Origin of the sequence: Acinetobacter sp. Q85-2 (assembly GCF_013420555.1) — a bacterium.
GTDB classification, from domain to species: Bacteria; Pseudomonadota; Gammaproteobacteria; order Pseudomonadales; family Moraxellaceae; genus Acinetobacter; species Acinetobacter indicus.
The window spans coordinates 94722-108223 of the sequence record NZ_VOXW01000002.1; the positions used below are offsets into that span (position 1 = coordinate 94722).

Annotated in this window: 15 protein-coding genes; 7 read left to right on the forward strand and 8 right to left on the reverse strand. The window is 46.1% G+C overall.

The window, feature by feature from the left end; genetic code table 11:
• Positions 1 to 35: 35 nt before the first annotated feature.
• Positions 36 to 752 carry a tRNA (guanosine(46)-N7)-methyltransferase TrmB gene (trmB, locus tag FTT68_RS01835; RefSeq protein WP_180006824.1) on the reverse strand — a complete coding sequence of 239 codons (717 nt, stop codon included), beginning with the start codon at positions 750 to 752 and terminating at the stop codon, positions 36 to 38.
• 220 nt (positions 753 to 972) lie between these two features.
• Between trmB and FTT68_RS01840 the strand changes: the two genes are divergently transcribed.
• Positions 973 to 3381, forward strand: coding sequence for an ExeM/NucH family extracellular endonuclease (locus tag FTT68_RS01840; protein WP_180175154.1), 2409 nt, complete (start codon positions 973 to 975; stop codon positions 3379 to 3381).
• Positions 3382 to 3450: 69 nt separating this feature from the next.
• On the opposite strand, the gene FTT68_RS01845 is transcribed toward FTT68_RS01840, so the two are convergent.
• Positions 3451 to 4896 carry a SulP family inorganic anion transporter gene (locus FTT68_RS01845; RefSeq protein ID WP_005177090.1) on the reverse strand — a complete coding sequence of 482 codons (1446 nt, stop codon included), beginning with the start codon at positions 4894 to 4896 and terminating at the stop codon, positions 3451 to 3453.
• Positions 4897 to 5114: 218 nt separating this feature from the next.
• On the opposite strand from FTT68_RS01845, the gene FTT68_RS01850 reads away from it, so the two are divergent.
• Entirely contained in the window at positions 5115 to 5726 is a 612-nt protein-coding gene (locus FTT68_RS01850; protein WP_005177091.1) for a glutathione binding-like protein, read from the forward strand.
• Between the two features lie 119 nt (positions 5727 to 5845).
• On the opposite strand, the gene FTT68_RS01855 is transcribed toward FTT68_RS01850, so the two are convergent.
• The 5 genes from FTT68_RS01855 to FTT68_RS01875 all read right to left on the reverse strand — a co-directional run bounded on the left by FTT68_RS01855 (position 5846) and on the right by FTT68_RS01875 (position 8703).
• Positions 5846 to 6631, reverse strand: a complete 786-nt coding sequence (locus FTT68_RS01855; protein WP_005177093.1) for a thiazole synthase — start codon at positions 6629 to 6631, stop codon at positions 5846 to 5848.
• Between the two features lie 12 nt (positions 6632 to 6643).
• Positions 6644 to 6841, reverse strand: a complete 198-nt coding sequence (thiS, locus tag FTT68_RS01860; protein ID WP_180175143.1) for a sulfur carrier protein ThiS — start codon at positions 6839 to 6841, stop codon at positions 6644 to 6646.
• Between the two features lie 32 nt (positions 6842 to 6873).
• Complete coding sequence (locus tag FTT68_RS01865) at positions 6874 to 7239, reverse strand: DUF423 domain-containing protein (RefSeq protein ID WP_180175144.1); 366 nt, start codon at positions 7237 to 7239, stop codon at positions 6874 to 6876.
• Between the two features lie 221 nt (positions 7240 to 7460).
• Positions 7461 to 8330, reverse strand: coding sequence for an RNA polymerase sigma factor RpoH (gene rpoH, locus FTT68_RS01870; protein WP_005177101.1), 870 nt, complete (start codon positions 8328 to 8330; stop codon positions 7461 to 7463).
• Between the two features lie 136 nt (positions 8331 to 8466).
• Positions 8467 to 8703 carry a sulfurtransferase TusA family protein gene (locus FTT68_RS01875; RefSeq protein WP_016658363.1) on the reverse strand — a complete coding sequence of 79 codons (237 nt, stop codon included), beginning with the start codon at positions 8701 to 8703 and terminating at the stop codon, positions 8467 to 8469.
• A gap of 385 nt (positions 8704 to 9088) precedes the next feature.
• On the opposite strand from FTT68_RS01875, the gene FTT68_RS01880 reads away from it, so the two are divergent.
• Positions 9089 to 9301, forward strand: coding sequence for a cold-shock protein (locus tag FTT68_RS01880; protein ID WP_005177104.1), 213 nt, complete (start codon positions 9089 to 9091; stop codon positions 9299 to 9301).
• Positions 9302 to 9396: 95 nt separating this feature from the next.
• Complete coding sequence (gene rhlB, locus FTT68_RS01885) at positions 9397 to 10548, forward strand: ATP-dependent RNA helicase RhlB (protein WP_005177106.1); 1152 nt, start codon at positions 9397 to 9399, stop codon at positions 10546 to 10548.
• Positions 10549 to 10660: 112 nt separating this feature from the next.
• Here rhlB and FTT68_RS01890 read toward each other — a convergent pair whose 3' ends face one another.
• On the reverse strand, positions 10661 to 11041 hold the full coding sequence (locus tag FTT68_RS01890) for a hypothetical protein (RefSeq protein WP_005177108.1): 381 nt from the start codon (positions 11039 to 11041) through the stop codon (positions 10661 to 10663).
• A 224-nt stretch (positions 11042 to 11265) separates the two neighbouring features.
• Here FTT68_RS01890 and FTT68_RS01895 point away from each other — a divergent pair, with 224 nt between their 5' ends.
• The 3 genes from FTT68_RS01895 to FTT68_RS01905 all read left to right on the forward strand — a co-directional run bounded on the left by FTT68_RS01895 (position 11266) and on the right by FTT68_RS01905 (position 13485).
• Entirely contained in the window at positions 11266 to 11841 is a 576-nt protein-coding gene (locus tag FTT68_RS01895; protein WP_180175145.1) for a nitroreductase, read from the forward strand.
• Between the two features lie 30 nt (positions 11842 to 11871).
• Positions 11872 to 12945, forward strand: coding sequence for an NAD(P)H-dependent glycerol-3-phosphate dehydrogenase (locus FTT68_RS01900; protein ID WP_016658361.1), 1074 nt, complete (start codon positions 11872 to 11874; stop codon positions 12943 to 12945).
• Positions 12946 to 13029: 84 nt separating this feature from the next.
• On the forward strand, positions 13030 to 13485 hold the full coding sequence (locus FTT68_RS01905) for a histidine phosphatase family protein (protein ID WP_005177115.1): 456 nt from the start codon (positions 13030 to 13032) through the stop codon (positions 13483 to 13485).
• The last annotated feature ends 17 nt before the right edge of the window (positions 13486 to 13502 follow it).

Here is a 13502-nt window from a genome sequence, read left to right on the forward strand (position 1 = left end):
AGCGCTGAGATTTCAGCGCTTTTTCAACTTTGCGATTAAGAAATTTTCTTAAAGATAAAGTCGTTAATCTTGTGACCGGCTTCAATACCACGGCGTTCAAATTTGGTTTGCGGGCGCCATTCCGGACGTGGATAGCTGTTGCCTTTGCCTGCCAGGTTTTCTAAACGTGAACGGTTGTCCAGCACGTCCAGCATCCATTCTGCATACGGTTCCCAGTCAGTTGCTGCATGGAAAGTACCGCCCATTTCCAGTTTTTGTTCAATCAGTTCCATACGCTCATCCACCACAAAGCGGCGTTTGAAGTGGCGTTTCTTTTGCCATGGGTCCGGGAAGTACAGTTGCACGGTGTTAATGCTGTTGTCTGGCATTTCACGCAGCACCTGAATTGCATCGGCATCCAGTACGCGCAGGTTGCTTAAACCGGCTGTGCCTGCTTCATATACGCACTGGGCAATACCCGGCACATGCACTTCAATACCCACAAAGTTACGCTCCGGATTGGCCTGCGTCATTAAGACCAGTGAACGGCCCATTCCAAAACCGATTTCTACCGTTAAAGGACGTTCTGGATGTTCAAAATGCTGACGTAAATCGCCAACCGGATATTCCAAAATTAGGTGACCATATTGTTCAAGCGCAGTACGTTGAGAGGTGTTGAGTGGTGAGGAACGACGCATAAACGTCACAATTTCACGGTGCTCGTTTAAGTTGTCCAGCTCGACGACTTGCTGGTCTAATTGATCATTCGACATAACTTTGGCAATCGTAAAAAATTCAAATGCGGTATTTTAAGTCCTGAGCAGTTGAAGTCAAATTTTTTCATGCATTGCGCTATTTTTTTCACGGTAGCTGTCATGAAAATGCAGAAATAGTTTCATCAAATGTTCATGCATCTGTCATGTCTAAAAAATAGCCTGAATAAGCTTTAACAACTGATAAAAAACAATGAAATTACATACTTTATGCTGGGCCATGGCACTCATGGGTTGTGGCTTTTCTGCACATGCAGAGCTGATGTTCAGTCAATATGTCGATGGTACGTCGAACCGTAAGGGACTGGAGATTTATAACCCCGATACGACAGCGGCCGATTTATCTCAGTATCAAATCAAGATTTTTTCCAATGGCTCGACCACAGCCGGACTGACGGTGTCTTTAGAGGGAGTGTTGCCGGCCAAAGCTGAATATCTGGTCGGGCGAAGTGAATTGGAGCTGGTGCTGGGCGATCTGGTCAAAAAAATCGCAAGTCTGAATTTTAATGGTAATGATGCGGTTGTGCTGTATAAGCATAATACACCGGTCGATCGTTTTGGTGTGCTTGGACAGACTACGAGTTGGGCAGAGGGCACCAGTTTAAGCCGCAATAAAACCACGCATAGTGTTAGCTCAGTTGACCCAACAGCACCTTTTGATGTGAACAGTGAATGGACGGCCTGGTCTGACCGGAATGCTTTTAGTCAGTATTTGCTGCCAGAAGGAGAGCAGCCACCGCCTGTGACGGAAACGATTAGCTGTAGCAGTTCTGATACTGCCATTGCCGATTTGCACAGTGCCAGCAAGAACCAGATCTATACCGTGCGTGGGGTGATGACCGCAGATTATCGTTATAGCAATGGTTTTTCCGGTTTTTATCTGCAAACGCCAGATAGCAAAGCCAAACCAAACCTGAATAATGCGATTTTTGTTTATATTCCGGCCAGCAGCCAGATTAAAGGCGGGCAGGTTGGAGAAGAGGTGATTTTACGTGGCCGCCTCACTAGCTATCAAAACCAGCTGCAGCTGGACCAGCTGACTCAGGAGATTCAAACCTGTAATCCGCAAGCGGCAAGCTGGGTGGCACCAAAAACAGTAAATTTACCCTTTGAAAGCCTGACGGATATTCAGCAACACGCACCGCAGCGTTATCAGGGTGCACTGGTTAAACTGCCGCAAACTCTGACCGTCAGTGAAAACTATAATTATGGCCGTTATGGCGAGCTGGCCCTAAGCCTTGGGCGCTTATATATGCCGACCAATCTGTATCCTGCCAAATCCGACGAAGCACTCAGCCTGGCCAAGCAAAACCTGCTATCCAAAATTATTCTGGATGATGGCTATAACAACCAGAACCGGACGCCGTGGTTGCCGCTGAACTTTAATGCGCAAAATACCTTAAGAGTCGGCTATGAGCTGCAAAATGTAGAAGGGATTTTGGAATATCGCTTTAACCAGTGGCGTATTCAGCCTGTTCAGGGCAGAACCTTGCCGAATATCGTGGCAGACAAAAATGAGCGCAGCAGCGTCAGCGCCAAAAATACTGCCCAGATTCGTGCTGCGGCCTTTAATGTCCTGAACTATGACAATGGCGCGGCACAAGGCTTCCCGACCGAGCGCGGAGCAAAAACCAAAGCAGAGTTCGACAAGCAGCATCAGAAAATTGTCAGTGCCTTAAAAGCCATTGATGCCGATGTCTATGGCCTGAATGAAATTGCCAACAATGGTTATGGCCCAGACAGCGCCATTGCCTATTTAACCCAAAGTCTGGGGCCAGACTGGAAGTATGTGACACCGCCAAATGCAGATCGCTTGGGCACCGATGCCATTGCCGTAGCAATAATTTATAACAGCAAACGCCTGACGCCGGTGAATGCTGCTGCCGTGTTTGATGATGGTACACAATTGAACCGTGTCACCATAGCGCAAAGTTTTAAGCCTGTGGCGGGTGGTGAAAGCTTTACCGTGGTGCCTCAGCATCTAAAATCCAAAGGTAGCTGTCCTGATACCGGCCTAGATGCAGATCAGGGTGATGGTCAAGGCTGCTGGAATAGCACCCGTGTGACCGCAGTACAGAAATTAATGCAATGGCTGGCGACTAATCCAACCCAAGTAACACAGCCCAATGTCCTGATTCTGGGCGACTTAAACAGTTATGCCAAAGAAGATCCGATTTTGGCGCTGGAAAAGGCCAACTATAAAAATCTGTTTAATGATGAAAAAATCGGACAGGGCAAACAGGCTTATAGTTATGTGTTTGGCGTGGCCAGTAATACCCAAGGCTATGGCGGCGCCGGTAATTTAGACCATGCCATTGCCGATGCGCAATTGTATCCACGGGTTAAACGTGCTTTTGCATGGGCCATTAATGCCGATGAACCGACGGCGCTGGCCTATAACGAAGACTATAAAACTGCCGAGCAGATTCAGGCCTTTTATAGCCCGGATGCTTTCCGTTCATCTGACCACGACCCGATTATTATTGATCTGGATTTGGCAGATGCACCGGTAGAGCCAAAGCCATCGGAAGACTCCAAAGCGGATACCCATGGGGGGAGTACCGGTCTATGGTCATTATTGGGATTATTCGGTCTGAGTGCTGCGGCTTGGTTACGTCGCCGTAAATAAGGCGGGTATTGATCTGCCATAAAAAAACGCCTGATTATCAGGCGTTTTTTTATGTGGTTTTACTCAAGCTTAATTCGGACTTAATTTATCAATCAGGGTGTCACTGGCTTCATTCAAGCCAATCAGCTCGACCTGAATCCCGCGAGCTTCAAATTTTTGCACCACGGTATTCAGCATATTCACTGAGGTTAAATCCCAAATATGCGCGTGAGTCAGATCAATCTTTACCTGTTGCAGATTTTCCTTAAAGTCAAAGAACTGGAAAAACTTGTCCGAGCTGCTAAAGAAAATCTGTCCGGTAATCTGATAACGGCGTGTATCCTGTACGCGTTCAGACTGAACTTTGACTTCACTTTCCAGCTTATTCACCAGGAATAAGGCCGACAGCAATACCCCAACGAAAACGCCCAAGGCCAGGTTGTGCGTCGCCAGTACAATCGCCACCACGGTCAGCATCACAATATTACTTTGCTTTGGATGCTTGCTAAAGTTACGCACCGAATCCCAGTTAAAGGTGGTAAAGGCCACCATAATCATAATCGCCACCAGCGCCGCCATTGGAATATAAGCCAGCCAGTCTTTAAAGAACACCACCAGACACAGCAGGAAAACGCCGGCGACCAAAGTAGAAAGACGGGTACGCGCACCAGAGCTGACGTTAATAATCGACTGGCCAATCATGGCACAGCCGGCCATCCCGCCCATAAAACCACTGACAATATTGGCATAGCCCTGACCACGACATTCCTGATGACGGTCACCTTCAGTTTCTGTCACTTCATTCACAATAGTGGTGGTCATCATGGTTTCCAGTAAACCCACCGTTGCAAGGGTGATGGAATAAGGGAAAATAATCGCCAGCGTTTCAAAATTCAGCGGAATTTCAGGAATTAAAAATACCGGTAAGGTGTCTGGAAACTGTCCCAGATCGCTCACCGTACGCATATCGGCACCCAAAAATAGCGCCAGCAGACTCAGCACAATAATGCAGATTAACGGTGAGGGCACCGCCTTGCCAATTTTAGGCAGATAGGGAAACAGATAAACTACCGCCAGCCCCAGGCCGACAAAGACATAGCCCCACAGATCCATTTGCATCAGCTCTGGAAGTTGCGCGACAAAAATTAAAATCGCCAGCGCATTCACAAAACCATAGACCACCGATTGCGACACAAAGCGCATCAGCTTGGCCACTTTAAAATAGCCGGCCACCACTTGAATGATTCCGGTCAGTACCGTTGCCGCCAGCAAATATTGCAGCCCGTGCTCTTTGACCAGGGTAATCATCAGTAGCGCCATGGCACCTGTCGCGGCCGAAATCATTGCCGTGCGGCCACCAAAAAAGGCAATGGTCACGGCAATACAGAAGGAGGCATATAGGCCAACTTGTGGATCGACACCGGCAATTGCAGAAAAGGCAATGGATTCAGGAATCAGGGCCAGCCCCACCACCAGACCGGCCAGCACATCGGTCCGGATATTGGAAAACCACTCTTCTTTTTTCAGACTAATCACAATCGGCTTTTCATGAAACTTTAAAGGCGACTATGGTAAAACAAATGAAGTGAAAAAAGCAGCCGCAATCCACTTGAAAAAGCGCCGCGCTTGCTCAATATTGAAAAGGTAAATGTTTTTTACGCATTTACGCTTTTTTGCAATTTACAGGTTCGATCACTTGAAAGTTTGTTAGAAGCCATTTAAAACAGTTAGTAGTTATATAACAAGGATCAGATATGAAGCTTTATTATTCACCGGGTGCATGTTCTTTAGCGGCCCATATTATTTTAAATGAAATTAATGTAGATTTTGATTTAGAACGTGTCGACCTGAAAACCCATAAAACCGAAAAAGGTCATGATTATTACGAAATTAATCCAAAAGGCTATGTTCCGGCGCTTGAGATTAATCCAGGTCTGATTCTGACCGAAAACGTGGCAATTTTACCGTTTCTGGCCCAGCACGATCCAAAACAAGATTTAATTCCGCCATCAGGCATGGGCCGTGCCAAAGTGCTGGAATGGTTAGGTTATCTCAACTCGGAACTGCATGATGCCTACGCGGTATTCTTCGGTGGCCAGTTAACCGATGATGAAAAAAATAAAGCCTATGCTGAAATTGACCGTCTGTTAAGTTATATTGATAAAACTATTGGTGAATCAGACAATGAATATCTGGTCGATGATAACTTTGGCCCGGCCGATGCCTATTTATTCGTACTGACCAACTGGTCGAACCATATTCATCATGATTTAACCCCATATACCCATATTATTGCGCTACGCAATAAAGTGGCCGAGCGTCAATCGGTGCAGATTGCCATGCGTGATGAAGGCTTGATTCCTTGATTCAGGTCTAAAAACCGTAATAAAAAAGGACTCAAGCAGAGTCCTTTTTTCATGTTTCGCTTTTAAATCAAGTGAAACCTAGAAGATTAATTTATCTCTCGGCGAAGCTGCAAAAGGGTTTATTTAAAGAAATAACCGGTTTCTGGCGAGCTGGCATTGGCCATTCTTTTACGCGGCATCCGACCTGCCAGATAAGCTTCACGACCTGCTTCCACTGCTTTGCGCATTGCCGAAGCCATCAGGACCGGATTTTGCGCTGCTGCAATTGCAGTATTCATTAACACGCCATCACAGCCCAGTTCCATGGCAATTGCTGCATCGCTGGCAGTGCCGACACCCGCATCGACCAGTACTGGTACTTTGGCATTTTCTTTAATAATAGAAATAGTATGCGGGTTTAAAATCCCCAGTCCTGAACCAATTAAGCTACCCAAAGGCATAATTGCCACACAGCCCATGCTTTCCAGTTCTTGCGCCACAATCGGATCATCCGAGGTATAGACCATAATCTCGAAACCATCATCAATAAGCGTGCGTGCTGCCTTTAAGGTTTCGGTGATGTTTGGATACAGGGTTTTTTCATCGCCCAGTACTTCCAGTTTTACCAGATTATGACCATCGAGCAGTTCACGTGCCAGCATACAGGTACGCACTGCACTGTTGGCATCAAAACAGCCGGCTGTATTTGGCAAAATGGTATATTTTTCTGGTGGAATCACAGACAGCAAATTTGGCTGATCGGGATGCTGACCAATATTCACGCGACGAATAGCAACAGTTACAATTTCCGCACCGCTGGCCTGAATGGCCAGATCTGTTTCCTGCAGATCTTTATATTTTCCCGTGCCCACCAGCAAGCGCGAGTTAAAAGTGCGTGAACCGATTTTAAGTAGGGTGTCTTCCATACGTGCTCCGTCTTAGCCGCCGCCAACGGCATGAATAATTTCAATGCGGTCTTGATCATGAATAGGGGTGCTTTCCAGTCGGCTTTTCGGCACAATCATCTCGTTTTGTTCTACCGCAAAACGTTTGCCTTCCAACCCCAGTTGTTGCACCAGTTCTAGTAAATTATGGCACTGTGTCTGTTGTAATTCGCCGTTTAAATAAATGTGCATACCTGCAGTTTCCTAGCTGTTCCGTTCCCGAATTATCGGGCATATTTCATGGCATTCCAGGCCAGTACCAGCCAGCCGGCAATCATTAGCGCACCGCCAATTGGGGTAATGGCCCCCAGAGCGCGCGGCAAACCTAGCGCCATCACATACAATGAGCCACAGAAAAACACAATCCCGACCTGAATCAGCAGGAAGCTGGCTTTAATGGGAAATTGAGTCATGACTTTGGCCAGAATCGCCAGTGCCAATAATCCGAGGGCATGATAGAAAAAATAATCAGTCGCTGTTTGCCACCACGCCAGTTGAGCTTCTGTTGCGCGTGCTTTTAAGCCATGTGCCCCAAATGCACCTAACATCACCGCAAGTGCTAAATTAAGGGCAGAAATTGCAATCCACATAGCAAGAATGACCTGAGTAAATTTGCGCTCAACCTTAACATTTTTCCGGGCAACGAGAAAGTGAAAAACTTTCACCCTGAAATGTGGTATTGAATCCAGCTTTTTGATTTTAGGGGGGAAGAAAATGTATTTCTTTAAGATCATCGCCCGGTTTCAGCAAGCACAGACAGCAAAAAAGGGCAGATCGCCCTTTTTTAACTTTAGCACTCTGGAATCATCACTTAGTTAGATGACATTGCCACTTTAATTTTTTCCATGGCATTTTTTTCAAGCTGGCGAATACGCTCCGCAGAAACATTATATTCAGCTGCTAGTTCATGCAGGGTCGATTTATCATCATCTAACCAGCGACGCTGCAAGATATTACGCGAACGGTCATCCAGCTGCTCCATGGCTTCATGCAGGGCAGAAGTACTTTGTGCCTCATAATCTTCATCTTCGACCAGACGGGCCGGATCGTAACGGTTATCTTCTAAATAAAGCGCCGGCGCAACATGGGTAGTGTTTTCACTTTCATCATCATTTTGCGCTTCGAAAGCCGCGTCATAAGCGGTCAGACGGCCTTCCATTTCCAGGACCTGTTCCGGAGTGACATTCAGGTCGTTGGCAATCGATTTGGCTTCTTCCAGCGTCAGTTTTTTGCTGGATTTTTTCAGGCTGCGTAAATTAAAGAACAGTTTACGCTGTGCCTTGGTGGTGGCAATTTTAACAATACGCCAGTTACGGATCACGTATTCGTGAATCTCGGCTTTAATCCAGTGCACGGCAAATGACACCAGACGCACGCCCATATTCGGGTCGAAGCGTTTCACGGCCTTCATTAGACCGAGGTTGCCTTCCTGAATCAGGTCGCCTTGTGGCAAACCATAACCTGCATAACTACGCGCAATATGGACTACAAATCGCAAATGCGACATGACCAGCATTTTTGCTGCATCTAAATCTTGATCGTAATAATAACGTTCAGCTAACTCTTTTTCTTGTTCAGCCGTTAAAATAGGAATTTGATTGACGGTACTAATATAAGCACCGAGATTTACGCCTGGCGCAGATAATGACAGGGGCATCAACTGATTGCGGCTGTCACTCATGAGTTCTCCTTATAGGATCGGTGGGTCGTATTACCTGTAAATTTCATCTTAATACCAATATCCTTGCAAATTAAGGAAAAAAGGTAGAGAAATGTAAAGTTTTATGCCAATGCATGCTGTTTACTTTAATTGAAAATTATTTAATTTCAATAAAGTAATGAAACTCGTTGGCAGAAATTTGTGTCAATTCACAGCCGTACTGGTGAATCTGACAATAGCGGCTGACATCTTGCTGACTATGCGGGTCAGAGGACTTGAGCAGAAAGTGTCCGGCGCCGGTTTTTTTTAAAGCGCGTTTTAGCATCAGTAAGGGCATGGGGCAGGGTTGTCCCATCGCATCAATGATGATCATTTCATCGACAGAGTTGTCCATAATCTGCTTCAATCGGGTCTTTAAAAAAGGACTCAAAATATTAGCAAATTTGGTGCCAAATCTAAAGTTTATTTGCGGTTTTTATCAAAATATAACATTGAAAAATCTTGAATTAACTCTGTCGAAAAAAGCATGAATTCTGAATAAGATAAATCAAAAAAAATCTATTATTTGTCATAAACCCGTGTTAAGCTCGATGCGTATTTAGGATTTGAGATAGGCAGTTGTTGTTTGTCGCCCTATTACAAATTGGATGTAACCGGGATTTTGTTAATAGTTATACAGAATGATTACAAGCTTAGAAATAAAAATATTTTTAAACTTTGTTTACTCTGCTGTTTGCAACACCGGGTGGTCCTTCTTTTTAATCAATGAGGATTAACTTATGACAGCTCGTGAACAAGGCGTAGTTAAATGGTTCAACGACACTAAAGGTTTTGGCTTTATTCAACGTAACGGCGGCGACGATGTATTCGTTCACTTCCGTGCGATTCAAGGCGAAGGCCACCGTTCACTTCGTGACGGTCAACGTGTTGAGTTCAGCGTAGTTAAAGGTCAAAAAGGCTTCCAAGCGGAAGAAGTACAACCTTTAGACTAATCGTTGGATTAATCTGAAAAACGCTCCATCTATTGGGGCGTTTTTTGTTTATAATATGATACGTTTTTGTGATTAATAAGTTAGAGCACATTTTTATGTCATCTGGTTTTGAAACCTTAAATTTACATCCGAAACTGAGACAAGCTATTGCGGCCTTAGGTTTTAAGGAAATGACGCCCATTCAGCAAAAGGTTTTAAAATTTACTTTGGCTGGACATGATGCCATTGGTCGCGCCCAGACCGGTACCGGCAAAACCGCTGCCTTCCTCATTAGCGTCATCAATGACTTATTGAATAATCCGGTGAAAGAGCAGCGTTTCCGTGGTGAGCCGCGTGCCCTGATTCTGGCACCGACCCGTGAACTGGCCTTACAGATTGAAAGCGATGCCAAAGAGCTGGTGAAGTTTACCGACCTACATGTAGTGACCTTGTTGGGCGGTGTCGATTTTGACAAGCAAAAAGCGCAGCTGGATAAAAACTTTGTCGACATTATGGTCGCGACCCCGGGTCGTCTGATTGACTTTGTCGAGCAAAAAGAAGTCTGGCTGGATCAGCTGGAATTTCTGGTGATTGATGAAGCCGACCGTTTACTGGATATGGGCTTTATTCCATCGGTAAAACGGATTGTGCGTTTTTCACCGCGTAAAGAGCAGCGCCAGACTTTAATGTTCTCAGCCACTTTTAGCTATGATGTGCTGAATCTGGCCCAGCAATGGTTATTTGAACCGGTGACTGTCGAAATTGAACCGGAAAAGAAAACCAATGCCGATGTCGAGCAGCGCGTATATATGGTGTCGAATTCAGACAAATATAAACTGCTGCAAGATATTTTGCGCGACGAGCCGATTGAAAAAGTCATGATCTTTGCCAACCGCCGCGATCAGGTGCGCCGTCTGTATGACCATCTGAAACGTGATGGCTATAAAGTGGTGATGCTATCTGGTGAAATTGCCCAGGATAAACGCCTGAAAATGCTGGACCAGTTTAAAAATGGCAAGCACAACATCATGATTGCCACCGATGTTGCCGGACGCGGCATTCACGTCGATGGTGTATCGCATGTGGTGAACTTTACCTTGCCAGAACAGTCAGATGACTATGTACACCGTATTGGTCGTACCGGTCGTGCTGGTACGCGTGGGGTGAGTATCAGTTTCCTGGCCGAAGATGATGCCTTCTATTTGCCAGAAATTGAAAAAGCCATCGGGCAAAAACTGCCATTAACCCGTTTAGATGGTTATTGCTAGACTTTACTATGTCGTGTTGTTGCTGAGGCAGCTACCCGCATCAAAATGAAAAAATGGATCAGCTCCAAAGGACCTGATCCATTTTTTATTGCATCTTTTGATTACGTTCAGATTAGTTGGCCTGACAGCGGAAGGTGAGTACGGTCTGATAATCATCATCCTGTGCCAGCTGGGCATTACGACCCGAGATGGTGCCGAGCACAGTCGCGGCAGCCTGAATCATCTGTCCGGTCTGTTCATCGACCACGCCTTTTAAAGCGCCGTTATAAGTGGTCTGTTCATCGACCACCACCGGTGTAGCGCGGCTACCACAGGTTTTGTTGGCCGCACTAATCGCATTGTTTTTGGAGATGATATTGCTTTTACCTAAACCGGTGACTTCGTACTGATTATTTTCTTTCTGAATTGCCAGCGAAGAGGTCGGGTTTGAAGCACAGGCGGTCAAAAATAGCGCAGCGGTGGCTGCAGCACTTAAACCAATCAGCTTGTTCATGTGTGGTCCCCATATTTTATTTGTTGAATCAGTCATCTATCTAAACATATCTGCACTTTTAGAGTTTGTAGAAGCTGTAAAGAAATGCAGTTTTATATAGTGGCTCTGTGACAGACAAGCCGGCCATTAAAACTCAGGATTTATACAAATAACCCAACGCAAATAGAGTAAATTCTGTGGTTTATGCTAATCTTGAGGCAGATTTTATAGATAGATATAAGCCAATGACGGATACAATGGAAGCTACGGTTCATCAGAATATTCATCAACGTCAGTCGATTGGGCATCTGGTCGAGCCGGCACCGAATGCAGCGCAGCTGGAGCGTGCCTTTCAGGCAGCCTTGACCGCGCCTGATCATCATCGTTTAAAACCGACCCGTTTTGTGGTGATTCCGGCAGAGCGCCGCGAAGCTTTTGGGGAGTTGCTGGTACAGGCTCTGGCCGATTTAGGCCAGACCGATGCGGTGCAGCTGGAACGTGTGAAACATCATCCTTTCCGGGCGCCATTACTGGTGCTGGCACTGACCAAATTCCAGCCGCATCCTAAAGTTCCGGATTTTGAGCAGACCTTAAGTACCGGGGCGACGGTACAGAATTTCCTGCTGTCTTTACAGGCACAAGGCTTTGCCAGCATGTGGCGCAGTGGTGCTGTAGTGGAATCACAATTATTGAAAAAAGCTTTGAAATTAAATGAAGATGATTTAATTTCAGGCATCATCTATATTGGAACTGCCGCAAAAGCGATTGCGCCGCGTGCGGACATTCAGACTGACGCCTATGTCAGTTACTGGACGGAATAAGCATCGCATACGGCTGAGGATATAAAAATAATGTCAGAATTGAATTTTGCCAGTCTGGTAGAACCGGTCAATATTGATCAGAAAACCGCATTAAGAATTACCGTCTTGGGTGGGGGCAGTTTTGGTACCGCCATGGCCAATACCGCGGTGCGTAACGGCTGCGATACCATGATCTGGATTCGGGATGAAGCCACCGCTGAAGAAATTAACCGCACTCATATCAATAAACGCTATTTGCCAGATTTTCCTTTAGAGCCGGGCTTAAAAGCAGTGTCGGATCTGGAGCTGGCGGTGCGCGACCGCGATATTATTTTGGTCGCCATTCCAAGTCATTCTTTTCGTGATGTGCTGAAGCAGATTAAGCCGTTTATCACCTCGCAAGCGGTGGTGTCCCTGACCAAGGGCATTGAGGCCAAAACCTTCTGCTTTATGAGCGATATTATTCGTGCCGAATTGCCAGAAGTGCCGTATGGCGTGCTGTCTGGCCCGAACCTGGCCAAAGAAATTGTAGCCGGGCAGCCCGCCGGAACCGTGATTGCCAGCCAGTCAGAACTGGTGCGTTATGCGGTGCAGCAGGCACTGCACAGTGCTTTATTCCGTGTATTCGGTAGTGATGATGTACACGGGGTGGAACTTGGCGGGGCGTTAAAAAATATTTATGCCGTGGCGATGGGCATGGCTGCCGCGTATAACGTCGGTGAAAATACCAAAAGTATGATTCTAACCCGAGCCTTAGCTGAAATGAGCCGTTTTGCGGTCAAGCTGGGCGCCAACCCGCTGACGTTCCTTGGTTTGTCAGGTGTCGGTGATTTATTTGCCACCTGTAGCAGTCCATTGAGTCGTAATTATCAGGTGGGGTATGCACTGGGCAAAGGTAAAACCCTGGAACAGGCCACACAGGAACTGGGCCAGACTGCAGAAGGGATTAATACCATTGTGCAGGTCAAAGCACGTTCTGAAGAGCTGGATGTGTATATGCCAATTACCAGCGCCTTGTATGATGTGATTTATGAAGGACAGCCGCCGCTGACGATTGCACTGGCACTCATGAAAAATGGCCATCGTAGTGATGTAGAGTTTGTATTGCCGCATCATGAGGTATAAATTGGTTAAAATATGACAGTTTGATGAACCGAACTGTCATATTTACTGCTTATAATGCGGACAAAATGAAATAAGGAAATGTATATGCAATTGACCCTAGTGCGTCATGGTGAAGCTTCACCACCCGTGCATGGTAATGATATTAAACGTCCCCTGACCGAACGTGGGCATACCCAGGCACAGCAAACGGCAGAGTATTTAAAAGATCTGATCCGTCCGGATGTGTTTGTGGTCAGTCCGCTGTTACGTGCCCAGGAAACGCTGGCGCATATCCAGACCTATTTTAAAGATGTGCCTGTGGTGATTTGCAATACCATTAAACCGGATGATGATGCGACTCAGGCTGTTGAGTGGTTATCGCATTTGCCTTATGAATCAATTGCCGTGGTGTGTCATATGAATGTGGTGGCACATATTGCAGAGCAGTTAACTGGGGAATCTTTCCATCCTTATGCGCTGGCAGAAGCGCGTATTTATGAGCAGGCGGTCATTGCTGCAGGTTTATCGACACAAATAAAAAGTTTTATTCCAGACGCATAACAACACACTTTATTTCA